This window comes from Salinivibrio sp. HTSP, from assembly GCF_003390965.1.
Lineage (GTDB): Bacteria > Pseudomonadota > Gammaproteobacteria > Enterobacterales > Vibrionaceae > Salinivibrio > Salinivibrio kushneri.
Map to the genome: position 1 here is coordinate 1 of NZ_PXUD01000004.1, position 19,622 is coordinate 19,622.

Here is a 19,622-nt window from a genome sequence, read left to right on the forward strand (position 1 = left end):
CATTCCCACGCGGGAGCGTGGGAACGAGAAAATAATGAGATGATATTACGCTCCATCTCATCGTTAACCGAGTCTGATACTTCTTAACGGTCTGCGGCTCGAAAGAGCCGTTGCGATCACGGGGCGTGTCTAGTTCGAACGAGCCTGAAGCGGTTTTGATGGTTTTCTGAGAGACACCGTTTTTGCGGTTAGGCTAACCCTCTTTGGTCAGGTGTTCATCCATCTCAGCGGCCACAGCAGCTTCGGTGATCTGTTTAATCAACGGCGTTAGCAGTCCATCTTTCCCGTTGAGGTCTTGTCCAGATTGCAGTGCCTTAGCAAAAGCTTGAATATCAATTTCGTATTTGTCGGACATTGAGTATCACTCCCTGTTGAGGGTTAACTATAGGAGTGACACAGACTTTTGAACACTACCAAAGTGTTAGGTAAGCCATATTTTGTGAGGTGGGTACAAGAAGTGGGCTAGAACACAAGGAGCGAATTGGGTTGGTGGGGTGAAGTGCGCGATTAGAACGACTTTAGTATGTCCGTTTTAGCGGCGATAGTCAGCGTAAATGGCTTCATTGCGTGTCTTCGGCATCGATTTCTTGGATAAAGTTATCGATGTCATACTCAGCATCGCCACTTTGTTCGCCCTCTACGAGAAGTTGACGCAGTGTATGCAGTTTTGTCTCTTGGTTTTCGAGTAAACGCAGTGCGGCGCGAACGACTTCACTTGTCGAGCTGTAACGCCCCGTTTCGATTTGGCTAGCGATAAAGCCATCGAAGTGTTCACCTAAGGTAATACTTGTATTCTTTGCCATGGTTAGAACTCGTTGATACCAATATATACCTAATTATGGTACTTGGCGTGCGTGAAGGCAAGATGACGGCCATGGGCGATAAAACCTATGCGACGAGCAATGTGCGCGAGCTCTATCTCGCGCACTGCGGAGGCTGGGGTGTTGCTGTATCCGTCGCGAAGCCGGTCAGTGCGATTGCGCTGAATGCGTTGTCGCAGAGCGCGTTGCTTTTGTAGCTTGGTGCGTCGGCTGTGAGCGTTGTTGGTTGCGGTGGATTTGATATTGCTGCCATGCAAAGGTCACTACAAAGCAGCCGGTGAGCAGCAATACAATGGTCGGGCCGGGTGCGCTGTCAAGGTAAAACGACAAGGTCACGCCGCCCACGGCGGTGACTAAAGCGATGGCACAGGCAATCCATAACATGCGGCTAAATTGTTTGCTGAGCATAAAGGCGGTGACGCCCGGTGCAATCAACATCGCCACCACTAAGATGATCCCCACTGCATGTAAGCCGGCAACAATAGTGGCAATCATTACCGAGAGCAGGAGCCAGTGAAGCTTTTGTACGGGGAGCCCGAGCACGCTAGCTTGTGCGGGGTCGAACGAGAGCAGCATTAAATCTCGCCCTTTAAGGAGTACCAGCGCAAGCACGACTAAGCCAGTGATCGCGGCGGTGAGCAGTTGTTGGTGGTTAATTCCCAACAGGTTGCCAAATAGAATATGATCAAGGTGCAAATCAGACGGGAACTGGCCTTGCAAAATCAGCCCCAGCGCGAAAAAGCCAGAAAACACAATTCCCAGTAAGGTGTCCTCTTTCACACGGCTATTTTGCTTGAGCCAATGCACACTGGTGGCGCATGCGGAGCCCGCGGCAAAGGCGCCGACAATCAGCGGCAGGCCAAATAAGTTTGCTAGCACCAACCCCGGCAGCACCGCGTGTGCCACGGCATCGCCAATTAATGACCAGCCTTTTAACACCAAATAGCAAGAAAGCAGCGCACAAGGCAGCGCGACCAAGACGGCCATCAGCAAAGCATCTTGCATAAAAGTCAGTTGATACGGATTCATTGCAGTGCCTCCTGACGTTTGGCGCGCCGCGCGAGGATCCCGTGTTTGGGGCCAAACACAAAGGCGGCTAAGAAGAGTCCCACTTGGGCCAGCACAATCAGTGCGCCGGCGTTAAGGTTGGCGAAATAGCTGATGTACACCCCAAATAGTGAGGTGAATGTACCGATGACACCGCTCAGTACCAACACGGGCCCGAAGCGATCACTCAATAAATAGGCGGTGGCGCCGGGGGCGATCACTAAGCAAATCACCAAAAAGGCACCGACACTTTTAAGTGCCGCCATGGTGCAAGCGCTGAGCAGCGCAAAAAACAGCACTTTGAGCCCCACTACGGGTAAACCAATGCAGCGGGCGTGACTTTCATCAAAAAAGGTCAGCATAAAATCACGCCATTTCACCGCGAGTACGGTGAGGCTCACCAAGGCAATGATCAGCATTTGCACCGCATCGAGCGGGGCAATGGCGAGCAAGTTGCCCAGCATAATTTGTTGAATATCGACTGCGACGGGCGAAATCGAGACTAAAAAGAGCCCGAAGGCGAAAAAGCTCGAGAAAATTAAACCGATGATCGCATCTTGTTTGATGTGGCTACGTTGATGCAAAAACAGCATCACGCTCGCGGCCATGCCGCCGGCAACAAAGGCGCCGAGTGAAAAGGGTAAGCCCAGCATATAAGCGCCGGCAACGCCCGGTACAATCGCATGAGAGAGGGCATCGCCCATTAGCGACCAGCCTTTAAGCATCAAGAAGGCGGAGAGCAAGCCGCACACGCCACCAATCAAGGTAGTGACCAGCAATGCTTTTTGCATGTATTGATAGGCGAGGGGATCGAGTAAGCTCATTCGCGCCGCTCCTGCGCGCTTTGTTCGCGCTTGCCATACACCACCAAAGGTCGTTCATCGTCGGAAATAACCGACAGTTCGCGCGGGTCGGCGTCTTGGTGGAGCTGATCGCTAGGCATGACATACTGGCGCAGTTTGCCGCCAAAAATGGCACTCAGGTTCTCGGTGGTAAAAACATGCTCGGTGTGTCCGCCTGCCACCACCGCGCGATTGACCAACACGGTACGATCGCAAAAGTCGGGCACGGTGCCAAGGTTATGAGTGGCAATTAAAATGGTTTTGCCTTCGTCTTTGAGCTCGAGCAGCAAACGCATAATCGACTCTTCACTGGTGACATCTACGCCAGTAAAAGGCTCATCCAGTAAAATCAGCGGGCTGTGCTGAGCCAGCGCACGGGCGAGGAAAACGCGCTTTTTCTGTCCGCCGGACAGTTCACCAATTTGCCGCTGGCGAAAGGCTGTCATACCAACCCGGGCTAAGGCCTCATCCACCGCTTGATGATCCGCCGCTTTGGGGCGACGCATAAACGACATCTTGCCGTAGCGGCCCATCATCACCACGTCTTCCACTAACACCGGGAACGACCAATCAATCTCTTCCGATTGAGGCACATAAGCGACCAAGCCTGCTTTTTGCGCTTGCTTGATTGGTGTGCCGTTGACTGCAATGCTGCCACTGCCGGGATTCACAAACCCCATGATCGCTTTAAACAAGGTGGATTTGCCGCTGCCATTGGCACCGACTAGGGCAGTAATGGTTTGCGCGGGCAGCGAGAAGCTGGCGTGTTCAAGGGCACACAGGCCGTTTCGATACACGACACGCACCTCGTTGACATCTAACACACTGGGCGTGCCGTCGGTTAAATCATAGTGCGTCATGGCGTAACCCCGCTAACACGGTTTCTGTGGTAACTGTCAGTAAGGATAGATAGTCAGGCACGGGTCCGTCAGCGCTGCTGAGCGAATCGACATATAAAATGCCGCCATAGTGTGCGTCGGTTTCTGCGGCGACTTGTTTGGCGGGCGCATCAGACACGGTACTTTCGGAGAAGACAGCGCGCACTTGGTGTTCTCGCACGGTATCAATCAGCGCACGAACTTGTTGCGGTGTGCCCTGGCGCTCGGCGTTAATCGGCCATAAATAGGCTTCGTTGAGGTTTAAATCACGCGCGAGATAAGAAAAAGCGCCTTCGCTGCTTACTAGCCAACGCTGGGATTCGGGGACAGCGGATAAGGTATCTTGCGCACGCGCGAACACGGCTTGAATTTGCGCCTTGTAGGCTTTGGCATTGGCTTGGTAGTGCGTTTGGTTGGCAGGGTCGTACTTAGTCAGGGCTTGCTCGATGTTATCAACGTATCGCATGGCATCGGAAGGCGACATCCACGCGTGGGGGTTGGGCTTGCCACGATATGGGCCCGAGGCAATCACAATCGGCTCCACCCCGTCAGATAAGATCACATTCGGCACCTTATCAATGTGCTGGAAAAAACGTTCGAACCAGCGCTCTAAGCCTAACCCGTTCCACATCACCACATCCGCACCTTGCGCACGCAGAATATCTCCCGGAGTGGGTTGGTAATTGTGGATCTCCGCGCCGGGTTTAGTGAGAGACACTACCTCGGCATGCTCGCCCGCTACGTTGGCGGCCATATCAGCCAAAATGGTAAAGCTGGTCACCACTTTTAGCTTGTCCGCGTGTTTTAATTGGTCGGCGTGCGCCATCGGAGAGAGCAAGAGCGCCGCAATAATTAGCAGGTGTTTTCTCATAAGCGTTAATCTCGTTCATTATGCGTGTGACTACGGCGTGAGGTCGCCAGCCGATCATACGTTAAAGATAACGGTTATGATAATCATTCTCAAGTAGGTGTTGAAAAAAAGGCGCCGATAGCGCCCATTCATTGCGGCAATCAATCATTGCCACCGCCCATATGGGGTTGCTGACAGTGAGCATGCGCACTCAATCACGAATGGTGTCGTGCCTGGCCCACTCCATTATAGTCCAATCTTTTTCTTGCGCATGCAGGCTTAAGTGTGGGTCGGGGTTGACGGCAAATGCGTTATCAACTTGCTCAAGCAATGGGACATCCCAGTGCGAATCACTGTAGCCGTAGGTATGGCCCACGGTATCATGGCGGTCAGATAGCCATGCCTGCATATAGTCATGCTTACCACGAAAATCGCGCACACAATGAGAAATGGAGCCGGTATACACACCGTTTATGGTTTCTAGCTCAATCGCAATCACGGTGTCGAGCTTGAGTAGTTCGCCAATCGGTCTTGCCAAGTGCGCGGCGGTATTAGACACCAGCACACAGTGGTCACCACGGTTGCGATGCCACTCAATCCGCTCTAATGCTTGGGGCACCACGACCGGTGCGACCTGTCTATCGATAAAATCAGTGACCCAGCGCTCGACAGTTTGGGTCGATTGCCCCTTCACTGGCGTGAGCTGAACGTGCATGTATTGCTCAAGGTTAATCCGCGCTTTTTTGAAATCGAGATAAGCTTGCCGTTCTTGTTCAACCACATTGTGTGGGGCGAGATCGCGCTGGCGAAGATACTCAAGCCACGCTTGCTTGGTGTCAGTGGCGATAAGGGTTTCGTCGAGATCGAAAAATGCGATGTTGATAGGTGCCGTCATAGCTACTTGCTGATTGTTTTTCATGCCGTCCATCCTAGCCAACAACTATGACGATTGGGTTTCACTCTGCAGTGGTATCGTCTGGTAAGATCAGCCCGTATTTCTTTTTCAAATCGTCAAATGTGCCATTTTGTTTGATTATTTCTAATCCGCGATTAAACGCTTGGATGTATTTGCTGGCGTTGGGGTTGGCTTTGGCGGCAGTGACATGGATGTGCTTTTTGATCATCGGCGTGGGTGAAAAGTGAAAATCATCAGCGTCGAGGTTTAACGGTTTGAGCTCTTGTAGCATCACAAAGCGATTGCCAATCGCAATATCAATACGATCGGCGGCGAGCATTTGTAAGCTCGACATCAGCGATGTTGTTTCCACTCGCTGAAAATATTCTGCGTCTAAAAACCATTGATCATAGCCGTAGTCACGTACACTGGCGATCCGTTTTCCCGTGAGGCTTTTAGGGCCGTTATAATCAAAAATTGTATCTTTTCGCATCATAATATCGATATTGGTTGCGAAATAGGGATCACTGTAAACGAGATATTCACTGCGTGCGTCGGTGTACCAGGTGGTGGTAATTAAGTCGATGCGTGCGTTTCTGACTTCGTGTAAGCCGCGCGCCCAAGGGAAGAGTAGAAATTCGATATCGTAGCCTTGCGTATGGAGTGCCGCGGTGACAATTTCAACAGAAAAGCCCGGTCTTGCATTATCGCGGGTGACGTAAGGTGGCCAGGCGTCGTTCACTGCGGTAATGATTTTAATCTTGCCATACGCAGAGAGAGTGAAGATACAGAGAGCAAAAACGAGGAAAAAACGCTTAAAAAAGGTGGGCCTCATAGACAGTCATCCTTATCGAACAATGGATATCATCGCCAGACCAAGGCGTCGCTTTTCATGAGTATAGTGAATGTTTTAGTGGTCGATAAAAAACACCCCAGCAGATGCCGGGGCGTTTGTATTCGGATGGTGAGAGACTCGCCGCTTATTGACGGATACCTTCGACGTGAAGCTCCATATCAACATAGGTGGCAGGGCCCATGGTAGGAATCCCGAAGTCTTCTAGCTCCAGGCGGGTGTTACCCATAAAGCCTGCGCGGTAGTTGCCCCAGGGATCCTCACCGTGACCAACCAGCTCTGCGTCGATTTCAATCGGCTTGGTTTGACCATGCAAGGTGAGATCGCCTGCAATGGTCATCGAGCCGTCGCCGTTGTCGGTGACCTTGGTGCTTTCAAAGGATGCTTGGCCATATTCGCCCACATCCAGGAAATCACCGCTACGAATGTGCTTATCACGCTCGGCGTGGTTAGAATCGACACTGGTGGTATCAATAGTGACAGAGACACTGGATGCGCCAATGTTGTCTGGGTCGAATTCAAACTGGCCGTCGAACTGATTAAAGCGACCTTTGATAAAGCTGTAACCTAGGTGTGGCACTTTGAAGTTGACCGAGGCGTGTGCGCCCTTGGTGTCAATCATATAAGTGTCTGCCAGTGCAGGCCCAGATAAGAGTGTCGCGGCGCTCATTCCCATGGCTAACATGAGTTTTTTCATTTCGAGTTTCCTCCGATCATCTTCCGTAACGTGTTGTCTTTATCAATAAAGTGGTGTTTAAGTGCCATGACTGCATGGCCAGCGGCCAACACAATCAAGGTAATGGCAACGTAGTAATGTACATCCCCAGCAATGTCTGACTGATTGGGGAAAAGCTCACCGGCGCTTGGCACGGTAAACCAGGTGAATACATCGATGCCTCGTCCATCTGATGTTGAGATCAGATAGCCGGAGACAAATAAAATAGCGAGCAACAAATAAATAGTATGATGCCCAGCCGTTGCCGCTTTACGCTCCCACGCTTTGCCCTCGACCGCCGGCATGGTGTGTGTCGCTTTCCACACGAGCCTAAACAAGGTGGCAAGGGCGAGCAATAACCCGATTGATTTATGCCAATGCGGCGCCGTCTGGTACCAACTACTGTAATAGCTGAGATCGACCATCCAGAGACCAACAGCGAAAAGGCCGATAATCACAATCGTTGATAGCCAGTGTAGCGTACGCATCACCAGATCGTAGCCCGTTTTCGTTGTCATCGTTGCTGCTCCTATTCACTATGCCAACACAGTATATAGGGTGAATGGTAATTCAGAACCGTTTCCCCTTGAACAAGATGTTCGAATAATTCTAACGAACTCTTGACTGAGTTAGGACTCGTCGGCGGTCCAGCTTAAACTGAGTGAAACAGAATCGGCGAACCGGAGTGCGTGGGGTTTATCAATGGTGACTTGCGCATAACGCACCCAATGATGATCACGCGCAATGTCTAGCACGCCTGCCACAAGCTTCTCCAGCAATAAAAAACGACCATTTTCGACATAATCGATGATTGCTTTGGTGATCACTTTATAGTTGAGCGCATCATCCACGTTGTCTTCTTCACAGGCTTTGTGGCCGGGATAGTGGATCTCAACATTGATCACTACATCTTGCTTCTTCTCTTGCTCGTCAGGATTAAAACCAATGTAAGTACGCAGGCGCAGGTTCGTTACTTTAATAACAGCGTCGTTCATAATCTTTCCCTGGTCACAAAATTAAATGAGATGGCGTCCGCCATCCAACTTGATAGACTGGCCAGTCATATGCTGACTGGCGAGAATAAATTCGCAGGCATTCACTACCTCTTGTTCACCCGGTACAGTGCCTAAAATCGATTTACGACGAGCTTTGTCACGATAGGCGTCATCATCTCCCTCGTTAAACATAATCAACGCAGGTGAAATGCTGTTTACCTTGATATGTGGCGCTAGCTTTTGGGCGAACGAGAGTGTGAGATTTTCTAACGCGGCTTTGCTAGTCGCGTAGGCAGTATGTTTTGCGCTGCCCTTTTGTGCGACATAGTCGGTAAGGTGAATAATATCGCCCTGCTGCATCCAGCGCGACGCAGCCATATTTATGAGATAAGGTGTTTTGGCATGAATTTGCATCATGTTATCGAATAACGTGGCAATATCTTGGCTTTGCGTTTCGCTATCCCACGACGATGCGTTGTGTATCACGGTATCAAAGGTCGGGTGCATCGCATCGAGCGACGTGATAAATGCGTAAACGCCCTCATCAGAGGAAAAGTTCGCTTGCAGGCAGTGTGCGCCGCGCGCCCGTAAGTCAGCTACTTGAGGGCGCTCGGTACGATAAGATAACGTTACCTGGTGACCCTGATTGAGAAAGTGGCAGGCCAGTGCATAGCCGATACGCTGCCCGGCGCCGGTGATCAAGAAATGCTTTTTTGTCACGGAGTTTCCTTTCTGTTTATGAGTGTCATCAACAACACGGAGCAACCGATCTATTACGTTTCAAAAACTTATCGCGATCAAAGATAGCGTGATCTTCCGAGAAACGATAGCCTTTACATGGTTAAGTCGCTGATTTCGTGCCACAAGCAACAAAACGTTGGCGTAAATTTGTATAACAAGGGTGAGGTCAAAGATGGACATTTGCCAATGGGCACAACAAAGCGAGGCTGAGCGTGCGTACCACGATAGCGAGTGGGGCGTGCCAACGTTTGATGATCAAGCGATCTTTGAGTTTATTTGTTTAGAGGGCGCACAAGCAGGACTGAGTTGGCGTCTCATCCTACAAAAGCGTGCGGCTTATCGTGCCGCGTTCTCCGATTTCGACTTCTATCAACTCGCCAACGTGGCCGAGCCGAACATCGCGGCGATCATGGCCAACCACGAGATTGTCCGCAATCGCTTGAAAGTGGCCTCTGTGTTTACCAATGCTAAGGCGGCGATGACGCTGGTGGAAGAGTATGGATCCTTGGCGAAGGCACTGTGGCAGTTTACCGGCGGTGTACCGATTGTGAATCAGCACCAATCGGATGCCGATGTGGCGACCGCGACCGACGAGTCCCGCGCTATGAGTCGCTTTTTGAAAAAGCGCGGGTTTAAATTTGTGGGCGAGACGATTTGCTATTCGCTGATGCAAGCGCTTGGTATGGTCAATGATCATGTCGTCACGTGTCCGCGCTACCAACCCTGTTGCGAACTGGCTAACTCGGTAAAAGCTTCGCCTCAGAAATAACGGCGGAATTGCCAGAAGCGCGCTTGCCAATAGGGATTATCCAATCGTGACACTGTCACGCCTTTTGAGGCGGACGCATGCATAAACCGCTGTCCACCTAGAAAGATGCCGACATGGCGAAGGCCAGGGCGAATATGAAAAAACACCAGATCGCCTTGGCGTGCAGATTGATAGTCAATGGCATAGCCGGTTTTTGCTTGGCCGTGGGTGGTGCGCGGTAGTGGTGTGGCGAGCGCGTCTTGATAGACGCGTTGCGTATACGCTGAGCAATCGATGCCTTGGCGTGAGGTGCCTCCCCAACGATAAGGTGTGCCTTGCCACTGTCGATAAAGTTGAGTGAGTGCCTGGTCTAGCGCGTGATCGCTAATTGTTTTGTCCGAACTGGGCATGTCAGCTGTCGTTGCGGCGTCACGCTGCGTCGCACAGCCTGCCAGAAAAACGGTAAAAACAAATATCACTAACCAATGTTTCATACACTGCCCTTAATGCAGTTACGCCCGGCCTCTTTGGCTTTGTACAAGGCTTTATCTGCCAACTGTAATACCTCGTCGGGGGTGTCGGCTTGCGAGGCATCAGCATAGCCAATGCTGACAGTTATATTGACCGGTTTGTTTTGGCTTGCATGTCCGCGCTTTTGCCGGCCTTGTTTGTCATCATGGGGACGAGACGTATCACGTAGAACCAAGGGGTAATTGGCGATATCCTCACGCAGGGCGTCAAGAAACGGTAGGCAGTGCTCGGTGGTTTTTCCTTTAAACAACAAGGTAAATTCTTCACCGCCGTAACGAAAGGCACTGGCGCCTCCTTCACAATGTGCCATATGTTTGGCGACGAGCTTAAGGACATCATCGCCTGTTTCGTGACCGTATTTATCATTAAATTTTTTAAAGTGGTCAACGTCGAGCATCGCGAGGGTATATTGGCGGCCCAGATGTTTGAGCTCGTCTTCAAGTGCGCGACGCCCCGCAATTTCGGTAAGCCCATCAATAAAGGCCAGTTGGTGGCTGAGCGATACCTGGTTGGCAATCAATAACACACCTGCCAACGAAAATATCAGCGAAGAGATAAAAGGCACATTAAAAAACACCAAGGTTGTGACACCGCATAACACGCTGACAAAAGCAGCATGATCCTCAATGCTATTTTTGCGCAACAGTCGAATGATACTGACACAGACCAAAATAGAAAGCAGCACGATCAGCAGCAGTGGCATGGGGCTCACTGACGTTATTCTGACTAATACCGGGTGTTGATGGAGAGAGATAGACAGCTCACCGAATTGCTGCACGAGAAGCGCACACCAGCCGATTTCCATACCAATGGCGAGGAAAAAGAACAGGCCAAATCGAGAGGTGAGTTTTTGATCGCGCACGATGATCATATACAGCAAGTTAATCGGTAGCGCGACCGTGAGCAGCAAGTACTCCATATAGGTCGTGCCATGGTTGAGTGGCGATTGTAGTCGCGTGAGGATCACTGTGTATCCCACTAATAAGATCACCACCATCATACCGACGCGGGCGCTTTTGAATAAGTGGCTTAAAAGGAGCGCGGTGAATAACAGAAAATACGGCGCTGCGTAAATTAAGTTGTAATAGGGAGCTAGCGAGGCAATCAAGGGTTGATAGCTCGCGGCAAGCAGCAGCAGTAAAACAATGGGCGTCCCCATACGGACCACGGATGAACGCAAAAATCCCATGAAACCTCTTATTGGGTTGAGGTAACACCATTAACGTACCACGGATAGCTGCTTAGGGAGTGGCCTGACGCTGAGAATGTGATAACTGTAATGGTCTAGCGAGTCAGTTTATTTTAATGATTAGACTATCATTTTGGGGGCAAAAAGAAAGCCAAGCGATGCTTGGCTTTCTGCGGACATTTTGCACGACGGGCGCGGTTAGAGTGAGAACAGGTCTATTCGCTCTGTGACGCCTCAGGCAGGGTAAATACTTGGGTCGGTTTGGCCACAATCGAGCGTGTTGTCTCTTTAATATCGGCAATTACCACTTCTAGGCTATCACCGAGCTTGAACTCAACATTATCGTCGATAGTCACTGTGCCCGTCTCTTTATCACAAGCAATCCGCGTTTTGTTATCCATAATCAACGACGATGGAATAAAGGCAGGCGCGCCATTTTCCAGCAAGCGTACACGCATTCCGGCTCGGTTGATGTCAAAAATCTCCGCGGTGTAGCGGGTTTGCGCTTCCACTTCTGGCTTGAGCAAGCGGGTATAGAGCCAATCAGCGACATCGCGCTCGGCCATCCGGTGATGCTTACGATGACCGGCAAGCTCTTCACCCACGGTATCGGCCGGGGCATTGGCCTCTGTTTCGCCGCGAATAATCGCTTTGAGCAAACGGTGGTTGATCATATCGCCGTATTTACGAATAGGTGATGTCCACGTGGCGTAGACATCTAGGCCCATCGCGTAGTGTGGTGCTGGCTCATGACCAATTTCGCTGTAGGCTTGGAAACGGCGCAAGCGATTATCGAGATAGGTGGTATCTAGGCTGTTTAACCAGCGACGGAGTGCGCTGAAGCCTTCGACGGTGGCTAGGCTTTCGCTGTCCGCCTCGCCGTCGTGCGCTTTCACCAGCTCGACCACGTCGTCGAGCTTTTCACTATTAAAGCCGGCGTGTGTGTTAAAGATACCAAATCCGAATGCGTCACGAAGCTTGCGGCCTGCGCAGATGTTGGCGCTGATCATCGACTCTTCCACGATCCGATTGGCAATGCGGCGCTGATCGGTGTGGATGGCAATCACATCGTTGTCTTCGCTGAGCTCAAAGCGATAATCAGGACGGTCGGGGAAGGTCACCGCATGCGTCTCACGCCACTCAATGCGAGCAAGTGCAAACTGGTGAAGCTGATGAATTTGGTCGGCGATGGCCGGTGTTTCTGGTTGCCATGCAGCCTGTTCGCCTTGTTCGATATAGTCAGATACCTTGTCGTAGGCCAGCTGGCCATGTGACTGAATCCAAGCCGAGAAGAACTCTGCGTCATCGGCAATGGTACCATCGGCAGCGATATTGAAGGTACAGCAAAGCGCCGGACGCTTTTCGTTGGCTCGCAGTGAACATAAGTCATCACTCAGATCACGCGGCAGCATTGGTATATTGCGCCCAGGCAAGTAAATCGTGAACCCGCGGTCACGCGCGACTTTATCAAGCGCCTCATCGGCATCAATGTATGCCGTTGGATCAGCAATGGCCACTGTCATGGTAGAGCCACCTTGCGAGTTAGCTTTCACATACAGGGCATCATCCATGTCTTTGGTGGATTCACTGTCGATGGTCACAAACGGTAAATCAGTCAGGTCGCGACGTTCGAGTCCTTGCTCCAGCAGTGGCCACTCATCTTTTGGGGCCGGCTCTTGGTTGGGCAAGTTATGTTTTGCCAGCGTGACCCACCAAGGCGCAATTTTATCGTCCGCATCAGTGATTTTTTCACTGACCTGGCACATAAAGTTGTCATCGCCTTTCAGTGGATGGCGGATGAGGGACGCGACGACCCAGTCACCTTCTTTCAAGTTGTCTTGCGACAAGCCACGCTGGGTCTTTGCGCGCAGGGCGTCTTTCATTTGCGGGTGATCGGGAACCACGTTGAGACGATTACGGATCCACTGCACACGGCCAATAAAGCGATCTAAGCTGGCTTCTACCAGCGTATCCGGCTCAGCCACTTCGCGGTCTTTCTCGGTGCGAACAAAGGCTTCAACACGGTCACCGTGGAGCACTTTCTTCATATAAGGAGGCGGAATGAAAAGGCTGGTCTTGTCATCAACTTCGAGGAAGCCGAAGCCTTTTTCGGTGGCTTTTACCTGGCCTTCTTTTTTCGGCAAGGTTTCTTGGATTTGTTGCTTTAGCTGTGCTAGCAGGGGATTGTCTTGAAACATAACTCGGGTCTCGATAAACGGATCGCCACACTATACGGATTCACTGTTTCAAAACCAACCCGTGACACTAAAATCCTGTGACTCGATTTAAACGTATGGAAAGTGCGGAGAATGACCGCGACCTTTGTTGCCTCTATGTACAAATTGCTATAAACCTGCTCACATGCCGCAAATTTTGTGAACTTGTTCAACTTTTTCTGGCTTTTTTAGTGTAAATAGCGCAGAATGCACATCCTTAATGACCGAGGCCCATGGCGCTGGTGACTGACACTGTATGACAGACAGTGTTGCATGGTTGAGCAGAACGCTTGAGGGGCCCCGTTTCGCTACACTCTATAGATTGGGATCCCAATGCAAGAATCTGTAACCAAATTTCGCCAGTTAGATCTGGCCGACACCCTTTTGTCTGCGCTTGACTCAATGGGCTTTGAAACCCCCACACCTATCCAAGCCGCTTCTATCCCTGTACTCCTCGAAGGCCGTGATGCGCTCGGTAAAGCACAAACCGGTACGGGTAAAACCGCTGCATTCTCGCTGCCGCTGTTGAACAAAGTCGACTTAAGCCAGCGTAAGCCACAAGCTATCGTTATGGCACCAACGCGTGAGCTTGCCATCCAAGTCGCGGCGGAAATGAAGACGCTGGCACAAAACATCAAAGGCTTAAAAGTCCTTGAGATTTACGGCGGTGCGTCGATTGTTGACCAAATGAAAGCGCTGAAAAGCGGCGCGCATATCGTGGTCGGTACGCCAGGACGTGTGAAAGACTTGATCAACCGCGATCGCTTGAAACTCGACGAAGTGCATACCTTTATCCTCGACGAAGCGGATGAAATGCTCAAGATGGGCTTTGTGGACGATGTTACCTGGATCATGGAGCAAGCGCCTGAGAGTGCACAGCGCATCCTGTTCTCGGCAACCATGCCGCCTATCGTTAAACAAATCGTTGATCGCTTCTTGCGTGAGCCGGCGCGTATCGACGTCGCGGGTAGCAACCGTACGGTTGAGAAGGTTGAGCAGCAGTTCTGGGTGGTTAAAGGTGTTGAAAAAGACGAAGCGATGAGCCGTCTGCTAGAAACGCAAGACACTGATGCGTCTATCGTCTTTGTGCGCACCCGCCAAGACACCGAGCGTCTTGCTGACTGGTTGTCAGCGCGTGGTTTTAAATCGGCGGCACTGCACGGGGATATTCCACAGTCACTGCGTGAGCGCACGGTTGATCACTTAAAGCGTGGCGTGATTGATATTTTGGTCGCGACTGACGTCGTGGCACGTGGCCTTGATGTACCGCGCATCACTCACGTATTTAACTATGATATTCCGTTTGATGCTGAATCTTACATTCACCGTATTGGTCGTACTGGCCGTGCTGGCCGCGCGGGTAAAGCGATTCTGTTGGTGCGCCCTAACCAAATGCGCATGCTGCGCACGGTTGAGCGTGTCACGCAGACCAAGATGGAAGAAATTCAGCTGCCAAACCGCGATAAAGTGGCGGAAGCACGTGTCGCTCAGCTAGCCGGTGAGTTGGCTGAAAAGAAAGATGGCGATGCCATGGCACCTTTCGTTGAGCTGATTGAGCAACTGCAAAACGATATCGACGTGGATGCAACCACCTTGGCAGCGATGCTGTTACAACGCCAGCAAGGCAAGCGTCCATTGTTCTACAAGGGCCCAGACCCGATGATTGCAGCGATGGAGCGTGAGAAACAACGCCGTGAACGTCGTCGTGACGATCGTCAAAATGGCACTGACCGTCGTGACACCAACCCAGCTGATTGGGATACGTACCAATTGGACGTGGGTCGTGAGCAAGGTGTTCAGGTTAAAGATATTGTGGGTGCTATCGCGAATGAACTTGGCCTAAACAAGCAAAACATTGGTGCGATCAAACTGGCCCCGGCACATACGTTTGTACAGTTGCCGAAAACCATGCCGAAAGACGTGTTTGCACAGTTGCAAAAGCTGCGTATTCGCCAAAAAGAGACCAACGCACAGCGTGTTGAAGGTCAGATCATGCGCGAGCGTCGTGGTGGTGACCGCAATGGTGGCGGTCGTGGCCGTAATGAGCGTGGCCGTGGCGAACGTCGTTTCAACCGCGACCGCGGCAACGAGCGTCGTGGTGGCTCTGCGCGCGGCGAACGTCGTCAAGCACAGTAAAATTAGGAAGCCGGGCAGTGAAGCCCGGCTTTTTTGTAACGTGTCTGCGATGTAATGCCTTGTATGCAGGGTATTAACGACGTAGATATGAGGTCTTTAATCCACCATGACATTCAGGAATAAGACCGATATAGTTAAACGGTGAGGTGATAAGCGTCACGCCACTGTTTGTCGCTACGCGTGGTGGCGATGGATCGATAAACCACGAGCGTGTTAATGATGAGTTGCCTCTGTCATGATTAACTTTAAAAATACCCTGCGTCTGCTTGGCATGCCTATTTTATGGATGGGTGTTGTCCAATTTGTTTTTGGACTCTTATCGCTTTTTATTTTCCGCGATGGTGTCTCAACCGACTTCTTTTACCCTTCCTTGCTAATGATGATTTCATCATTGGCCATCTCGTGGCTTTTTCGGCAAAGCAAACTCAATCAGGTCACCTTTCGCGATGCCTTACTGTTTTCGACGCTGACCTGGATATTGGTGGGGTTGCTGGGTGGTATTCCGATAGAGTTGGTCACTGGGGTTAACTTTACTGATGCCACGTTTGAGTCGATCAGTGCCTTGAGTACGGCAGGGGCCACCATTTTAAGTGGCTTGGACAATATGCCTGCTTCGTTCTTGCTCTACCGCCAATTTTTGCAATGGATGGGGGGGCTTGGCGTGGTGATCTTCGTGGTCGCGGTATTGCCAATGCTCAACGTGGGTGGCATGCGGCTATTAAAAGCGGAAACGCCCGGGCCAATCAAAGACGAAAAACTCTCCCCCCGCATTTCAAAAACAGCCCACTATTTGTGGGGGGTATATGTGGTGATCACCATCGCATGTGCGCTGGCCTATTATGTGGCCGGGATGAGCGCGTACGATGCGATTGCACATAGCTTTTCTACCGTCTCAACGGGGGGGTTTTCTACCCACGATGCCAGCATGTGGTATTTTCAAAGCCACCTTATTTTAATGATTTCTAATGTGTTTATGCTGCTGGGCGCGATCAATTTTGGTTTGCATTTTCGTATTTTCCGTCTCGGTTGGCGCGGTTTAAAACTGTATATCGATGATGAAGAGTCACGGGTATTTTTGATTGTGGTGGCGTGTCTCTCCCTAGTGCTGGGTTTTTACCTTTATGGTGAAGCGCGTTATGAATCGCTCTGGGTATCACTAAGCTTTGCGGCGTTCCATGTGGTCTCTTTTATTACCAGTACCGGGTTTGGGGCCGCGGATCTTAGCTCGTGGCCAGCGGCAACCGCCTTATTCTTGGTGTTTTGTGCCTATCTTGGCGGCTGCTCGGGGTCTACTGCCGGCGGCAATAAAATGATCCGTGATATTGTCACTTTTAAAATCATTCGTCGCCAATTACACCAACTGGTACACCCCTCGGCCGTGATCCCGATTCGTTATCAAGACAAGGTGGTCTCGAGCGATGTGACTCAAGCGGTGATGGCATTTATGTCGCTGGCAGCGCTGACTACCGGTGTGTTTACCCTATTAATGATGATGACCGGGCTCGATTTTTGGTCGGCATTTACTGCCGTGGTCGCTTGTATCAATGTGCTTGGGCCAGGTTTTGGTGAAGTAGGCAGTAACTTCCAACCAGTGACAGATACGGGCATTTGGATCCTAAATATTGCCATGATCTTAGGGCGTTTGGAGTATTTCACCGTATTGGCGCTGTTTATGCCGCACTTTTGGCGTTGGTAATTAGACCAACAAGCAGAGCCCCATGTATCGCCGGATCGCAGGGGGCGGTGATCACGTTTTCCACCGCACGGGGTGATGTCCAATCTTTGGAGTAGGTGGCGGCTTGCCGTGCCAGATGAGGCAGTGTCGTGGCGCTAATGTCACTTTGTTCGGGAACATGCGTTTGTTGGCTCAATGGATTCGCCGTGTCGGCCACAACAGGATGCATGCCGTTCTCCAACCAATGAGCCAGCTCTGGCGTCCGATAGACGGGCCAGCGATCAGGGTCACGATCGAAAAAGTGTTGGCGAATGGTTTGGTATTGTTGGGCAAACGTCGTGGTTAACGCGTGTGTTGGAAAAGAACGAGACATAGGTACAACCCTCGCCAATAGGAAGCAGGCAGTCATGTACTGCCTAATCGGGTGAACGTCAGCCATAGTCGGCTTGTGTCGTGCTGAGCCGAGTTTTGCTTGGTACGGGATATGGCGCCGCGGCCTTGCAACGCCAATCCCGCTGAGATACAGGGCTTTGCTGACTTATTGCAATTTAAAGTTGTGAACCATGCGGTCTAACTCTTCGTTCGAGTGAGTCAGCGACTTGGTGGCCGCGGTGGTTTGATTGCCACTGTCTACCAGCTTATTCACCATATCCCGAATCGACAGCATGTTTTTGCTCAGCTCTTCGGCGACAGAGCTTTGTTGCTCGGTGGCCGTGGCGATTTGGGTGCTCACATCGTCGATTTCCGTGACAGACGAACTCATGATGGTCAAGCTGTTAGACACTTCAGAGGTTTTGTCTGCCGTGGTCTGACACTGCTCTTTGGTTTTCTCCATGGCTTCGACCACACTCGAGGTGCCATCGAGTAACGCGGTAAGCATTTCGGAAATTTCCGTGGTGCTGCTTTGCGTGCGAGCGGCGAGGGCTCGCACTTCATCGGCAACCACCGCAAAACCTCGGCCTTGCTCGCCAGCGCGCGCCGCTTCAATGGCCGCGTTGAGCGCCAGCAAATTCGTTTGTTCGGAAATTTCGCCAATTACCGTCAGCACGTCACTAATCCGATTCGCATCTTTGTTCATGCTGGTGATTCGGCCAGACATTTCTTCCACTTCATCAACCAATGCACTGACCGTGACGACAGCGTTATCAACCACTTTGAGTGACTGGTTGGCCTCTTTACTGGCTGAGGCGGTGATGCTGTTTGACTGAGAAACGTTTTCTGCAATGTTTCGCGCGCTCTCACTCATTTGAGTGATAGCGGTGACCACTTGCTCGGTTTCAGAGGAGTGCGCGTCGAGCACAGATTCGTTTTCGCTGGTCGTTTGGGAAAGCTGACTGATATTGGCGGAGATCGCCTGACTCGACTCGGCGACGCTCAATATCATGCCTTGTAAGTTCTCGACAAAGCGGTTGAAGCCGTCACTGATTTGCGCCAAATCATCATTGCCGTTCACGTCAAGGCGAGCGGTGAGATCCCCTTCGCCGCGCGACAGATCCAATACCGCTTCTTTGAGTTTGAGTAAGGGGCGATACGAAAACTGAATTATCGCATAAATGGCACCCAGACTGGCGATAAGGAGGACAACACCGGTGCCAATCGATTCGAATTGGGCATCGCGAACTCCCGCCAAGGCGGTTTGTTGGTCGACAAAGACCATCAGCGTCCAATATCTGTCTTCGGTTAAATTCACGCGTTGGAAATAGCCATCAAACTGAATGCCTAAATAGGGGAACGTGAGGTGACCTTGCTCGCTACTGCGGAACATGCTTTCCATCTGTGCAAAGTTCGCGCTTACCTGCGAGGGGGTCTTGCCGATATCATTAGGATCATCACTCGCGAAAAACACGGCGTTTTGATCCGCCAGTGTAGCCGCGCCCCCTGCAAAGCGCATCTCACTGACTTGTGTGATGACATCTTCTAACGGAATATCACCAAGCAGCGCGCCGATAAACTGGCCGTTTTCAAACACTGGTGCCACGGCGCTGATCACTTTTTCACCGGTGACCTTGTCCGTGTAAATGTCAGTCAAGTGAATGGACTGATCGGATTTAACCGTGCGGTACCAGTCTCGGTCTCGGAAGTTATATTCATTGGTGGTCACACCATTACCATTGTGATTAGACATGTACGACGTACCGTTTTCGTAGGTCATGATCACATTGGCAATACCGGCGGTGTCCGCGAGCATACGGACTTGTGCGACATTCTCAGGCTCGGTCAAATTTCTCGAGAAGTGCCCGGCACCTTGCTCTACCGCAGTGAGCTGAGACTGAACTAATTGCTCTAATTCAAGCACATGGTGATCAACCTTGTTTTTCGTTTGTTCGACCAAGGCACTGACCATTTTGTCACGTAATGACATTGCATTGATCGAACCGAGAACCACCAGCGAGAGGGTGACGAGCAGCCCGACCCCCAAAATAATGCGTGATTTAAACCCTAAGGTCATGACAATTACCCCTTACTGAGCGCGTGTTTGCCTGTCTAAAA

At 51.2% G+C, this 19,622-nt stretch carries 19 protein-coding genes and 1 pseudogene; 3 read left to right on the plus strand and 17 right to left on the minus strand.

The window, feature by feature from the left end; genetic code table 11:
• From C7A19_RS15715 to folM, 12 genes and pseudogenes are all read right to left on the minus strand, one after another.
• Positions 1–355, minus strand: a pseudogene (locus C7A19_RS15715) (transposase); the annotation flags it as partial.
• Positions 356–560: 205 nt separating this feature from the next.
• Positions 561–803, minus strand: coding sequence for a type II toxin-antitoxin system ParD family antitoxin (locus C7A19_RS00805; protein WP_069588744.1), 243 nt, complete (start codon positions 801–803; stop codon positions 561–563).
• A gap of 165 nt (positions 804–968) precedes the next feature.
• Positions 969–1,850 carry a metal ABC transporter permease gene (locus tag C7A19_RS00810; protein WP_116643889.1) on the minus strand — a complete coding sequence of 294 codons (882 nt, stop codon included), beginning with the start codon at positions 1,848–1,850 and terminating at the stop codon, positions 969–971.
• Complete coding sequence (locus C7A19_RS00815) at positions 1,847–2,692, minus strand: metal ABC transporter permease (RefSeq protein ID WP_116643890.1); 846 nt, start codon at positions 2,690–2,692, stop codon at positions 1,847–1,849. The genes C7A19_RS00810 and C7A19_RS00815 overlap by 4 nt, the downstream gene beginning before the upstream one ends.
• Positions 2,689–3,570 (minus strand): ATP-binding cassette domain-containing protein, encoded by an 882-nt coding sequence (locus tag C7A19_RS00820; RefSeq protein ID WP_069362891.1) that lies wholly within the window; start codon positions 3,568–3,570, stop codon positions 2,689–2,691. Before C7A19_RS00820 ends, C7A19_RS00815 begins: the two co-directional genes overlap by 4 nt.
• Positions 3,557–4,414 (minus strand): metal ABC transporter substrate-binding protein, encoded by an 858-nt coding sequence (locus C7A19_RS00825; protein ID WP_275937822.1) that lies wholly within the window; start codon positions 4,412–4,414, stop codon positions 3,557–3,559. Before C7A19_RS00825 ends, C7A19_RS00820 begins: the two co-directional genes overlap by 14 nt.
• A 235-nt stretch (positions 4,415–4,649) precedes the next feature.
• A complete protein-coding gene (locus C7A19_RS00830; RefSeq protein WP_158014697.1) occupies positions 4,650–5,357 on the minus strand; it encodes an HAD family hydrolase in 708 nt (235 codons plus the stop codon).
• 37 nt (positions 5,358–5,394) lie between these two features.
• Positions 5,395–6,168 carry a transporter substrate-binding domain-containing protein gene (locus C7A19_RS00835; protein ID WP_116643892.1) on the minus strand — a complete coding sequence of 258 codons (774 nt, stop codon included), beginning with the start codon at positions 6,166–6,168 and terminating at the stop codon, positions 5,395–5,397.
• 145 nt (positions 6,169–6,313) lie between these two features.
• The gene (locus C7A19_RS00840) at positions 6,314–6,883 is read right to left on the minus strand and encodes a YceI family protein (protein ID WP_046075932.1); all 570 of its coding nucleotides are present in this window, start codon (positions 6,881–6,883) and stop codon (positions 6,314–6,316) included.
• On the minus strand, positions 6,880–7,419 hold the full coding sequence (locus C7A19_RS00845; protein WP_116643893.1) for a cytochrome b: 540 nt from the start codon (positions 7,417–7,419) through the stop codon (positions 6,880–6,882). Before C7A19_RS00845 ends, C7A19_RS00840 begins: the two co-directional genes overlap by 4 nt.
• A 111-nt stretch (positions 7,420–7,530) precedes the next feature.
• Entirely contained in the window at positions 7,531–7,899 is a 369-nt protein-coding gene (gene folX, locus C7A19_RS00850; RefSeq protein WP_197075784.1) for a dihydroneopterin triphosphate 2'-epimerase, read from the minus strand.
• Positions 7,900–7,917: 18 nt separating this feature from the next.
• The gene (gene folM, locus C7A19_RS00855; RefSeq protein WP_116643894.1) at positions 7,918–8,616 is read right to left on the minus strand and encodes a dihydromonapterin reductase; all 699 of its coding nucleotides are present in this window, start codon (positions 8,614–8,616) and stop codon (positions 7,918–7,920) included.
• A gap of 193 nt (positions 8,617–8,809) precedes the next feature.
• On the opposite strand from folM, the gene C7A19_RS00860 reads away from it, so the two are divergent.
• On the plus strand, positions 8,810–9,406 hold the full coding sequence (locus C7A19_RS00860; protein WP_116643895.1) for a DNA-3-methyladenine glycosylase I: 597 nt from the start codon (positions 8,810–8,812) through the stop codon (positions 9,404–9,406).
• Here the strand turns inward: C7A19_RS00860 and C7A19_RS00865 are convergent.
• The 3 genes from C7A19_RS00865 to C7A19_RS00875 all read right to left on the minus strand — a co-directional run bounded on the left by C7A19_RS00865 (position 9,397) and on the right by C7A19_RS00875 (position 13,303).
• Complete coding sequence (locus tag C7A19_RS00865; protein ID WP_116643896.1) at positions 9,397–9,879, minus strand: NlpC/P60 family protein; 483 nt, start codon at positions 9,877–9,879, stop codon at positions 9,397–9,399. The two genes, C7A19_RS00860 and C7A19_RS00865, sit on opposite strands and share 10 nt — an antisense overlap.
• Entirely contained in the window at positions 9,876–11,105 is a 1,230-nt protein-coding gene (locus tag C7A19_RS00870) for a GGDEF domain-containing protein (RefSeq protein WP_116643897.1), read from the minus strand. Before C7A19_RS00870 ends, C7A19_RS00865 begins: the two co-directional genes overlap by 4 nt.
• Before the next feature lie 215 nt (positions 11,106–11,320).
• Entirely contained in the window at positions 11,321–13,303 is a 1,983-nt protein-coding gene (locus C7A19_RS00875) for an exoribonuclease II (protein ID WP_116643898.1), read from the minus strand.
• Positions 13,304–13,654: 351 nt separating this feature from the next.
• Here C7A19_RS00875 and C7A19_RS00880 point away from each other — a divergent pair, with 351 nt between their 5' ends.
• Both C7A19_RS00880 and C7A19_RS00885 read left to right on the plus strand, forming a co-directional pair.
• Positions 13,655–15,457 (plus strand): DEAD/DEAH box helicase, encoded by a 1,803-nt coding sequence (locus tag C7A19_RS00880; protein ID WP_116643899.1) that lies wholly within the window; start codon positions 13,655–13,657, stop codon positions 15,455–15,457.
• A 235-nt stretch (positions 15,458–15,692) separates the two neighbouring features.
• On the plus strand, positions 15,693–17,153 hold the full coding sequence (locus C7A19_RS00885; protein WP_116643900.1) for a potassium transporter TrkG: 1,461 nt from the start codon (positions 15,693–15,695) through the stop codon (positions 17,151–17,153).
• On the opposite strand, the gene C7A19_RS00890 is transcribed toward C7A19_RS00885, so the two are convergent.
• Both C7A19_RS00890 and C7A19_RS00895 read right to left on the minus strand, forming a co-directional pair.
• Positions 17,128–17,505 (minus strand): hypothetical protein, encoded by a 378-nt coding sequence (locus C7A19_RS00890; protein WP_116643901.1) that lies wholly within the window; start codon positions 17,503–17,505, stop codon positions 17,128–17,130. The genes C7A19_RS00885 and C7A19_RS00890 overlap by 26 nt on opposite strands.
• 165 nt (positions 17,506–17,670) lie before the next feature.
• A complete protein-coding gene (locus tag C7A19_RS00895; RefSeq protein ID WP_116643902.1) occupies positions 17,671–19,581 on the minus strand; it encodes a methyl-accepting chemotaxis protein in 1,911 nt (636 codons plus the stop codon).
• Positions 19,582–19,622: the final 41 nt, after the last annotated feature.

Coding starts and splice junctions, on each gene's coding strand:
- C7A19_RS00825 (WP_275937822.1), bottom strand. CDS start 4,414: ATGGCGCACGCCGACCAATTAAAACACGCGGACAAGCTAAAAGTGGTG.
- C7A19_RS00835 (WP_116643892.1), bottom strand. CDS start 6,168: ATGAGGCCCACCTTTTTTAAGCGTTTTTTCCTCGTTTTTGCTCTCTGT.
- C7A19_RS00895 (WP_116643902.1), bottom strand. CDS start 19,581: ATGACCTTAGGGTTTAAATCACGCATTATTTTGGGGGTCGGGCTGCTC.
- C7A19_RS00870 (WP_116643897.1), bottom strand. CDS start 11,105: ATGGGATTTTTGCGTTCATCCGTGGTCCGTATGGGGACGCCCATTGTT.
- C7A19_RS00875 (WP_116643898.1), bottom strand. CDS start 13,303: ATGTTTCAAGACAATCCCCTGCTAGCACAGCTAAAGCAACAAATCCAA.
- C7A19_RS00845 (WP_116643893.1), bottom strand. CDS start 7,419: ATGACAACGAAAACGGGCTACGATCTGGTGATGCGTACGCTACACTGG.
- C7A19_RS00890 (WP_116643901.1), bottom strand. CDS start 17,505: ATGTCTCGTTCTTTTCCAACACACGCGTTAACCACGACGTTTGCCCAA.
- C7A19_RS00805 (WP_069588744.1), bottom strand. CDS start 803: ATGGCAAAGAATACAAGTATTACCTTAGGTGAACACTTCGATGGCTTT.
- C7A19_RS00810 (WP_116643889.1), bottom strand. CDS start 1,850: ATGAATCCGTATCAACTGACTTTTATGCAAGATGCTTTGCTGATGGCC.
- C7A19_RS00860 (WP_116643895.1), top strand. CDS start 8,810: ATGGACATTTGCCAATGGGCACAACAAAGCGAGGCTGAGCGTGCGTAC.
- C7A19_RS00880 (WP_116643899.1), top strand. CDS start 13,655: ATGCAAGAATCTGTAACCAAATTTCGCCAGTTAGATCTGGCCGACACC.
- C7A19_RS00815 (WP_116643890.1), bottom strand. CDS start 2,692: ATGAGCTTACTCGATCCCCTCGCCTATCAATACATGCAAAAAGCATTG.
- C7A19_RS00865 (WP_116643896.1), bottom strand. CDS start 9,879: ATGAAACATTGGTTAGTGATATTTGTTTTTACCGTTTTTCTGGCAGGC.
- C7A19_RS00840 (WP_046075932.1), bottom strand. CDS start 6,883: ATGAAAAAACTCATGTTAGCCATGGGAATGAGCGCCGCGACACTCTTA.
- C7A19_RS00830 (WP_158014697.1), bottom strand. CDS start 5,357: ATGAAAAACAATCAGCAAGTAGCTATGACGGCACCTATCAACATCGCA.
- C7A19_RS00820 (WP_069362891.1), bottom strand. CDS start 3,570: ATGACGCACTATGATTTAACCGACGGCACGCCCAGTGTGTTAGATGTC.
- C7A19_RS00885 (WP_116643900.1), top strand. CDS start 15,693: ATGATTAACTTTAAAAATACCCTGCGTCTGCTTGGCATGCCTATTTTA.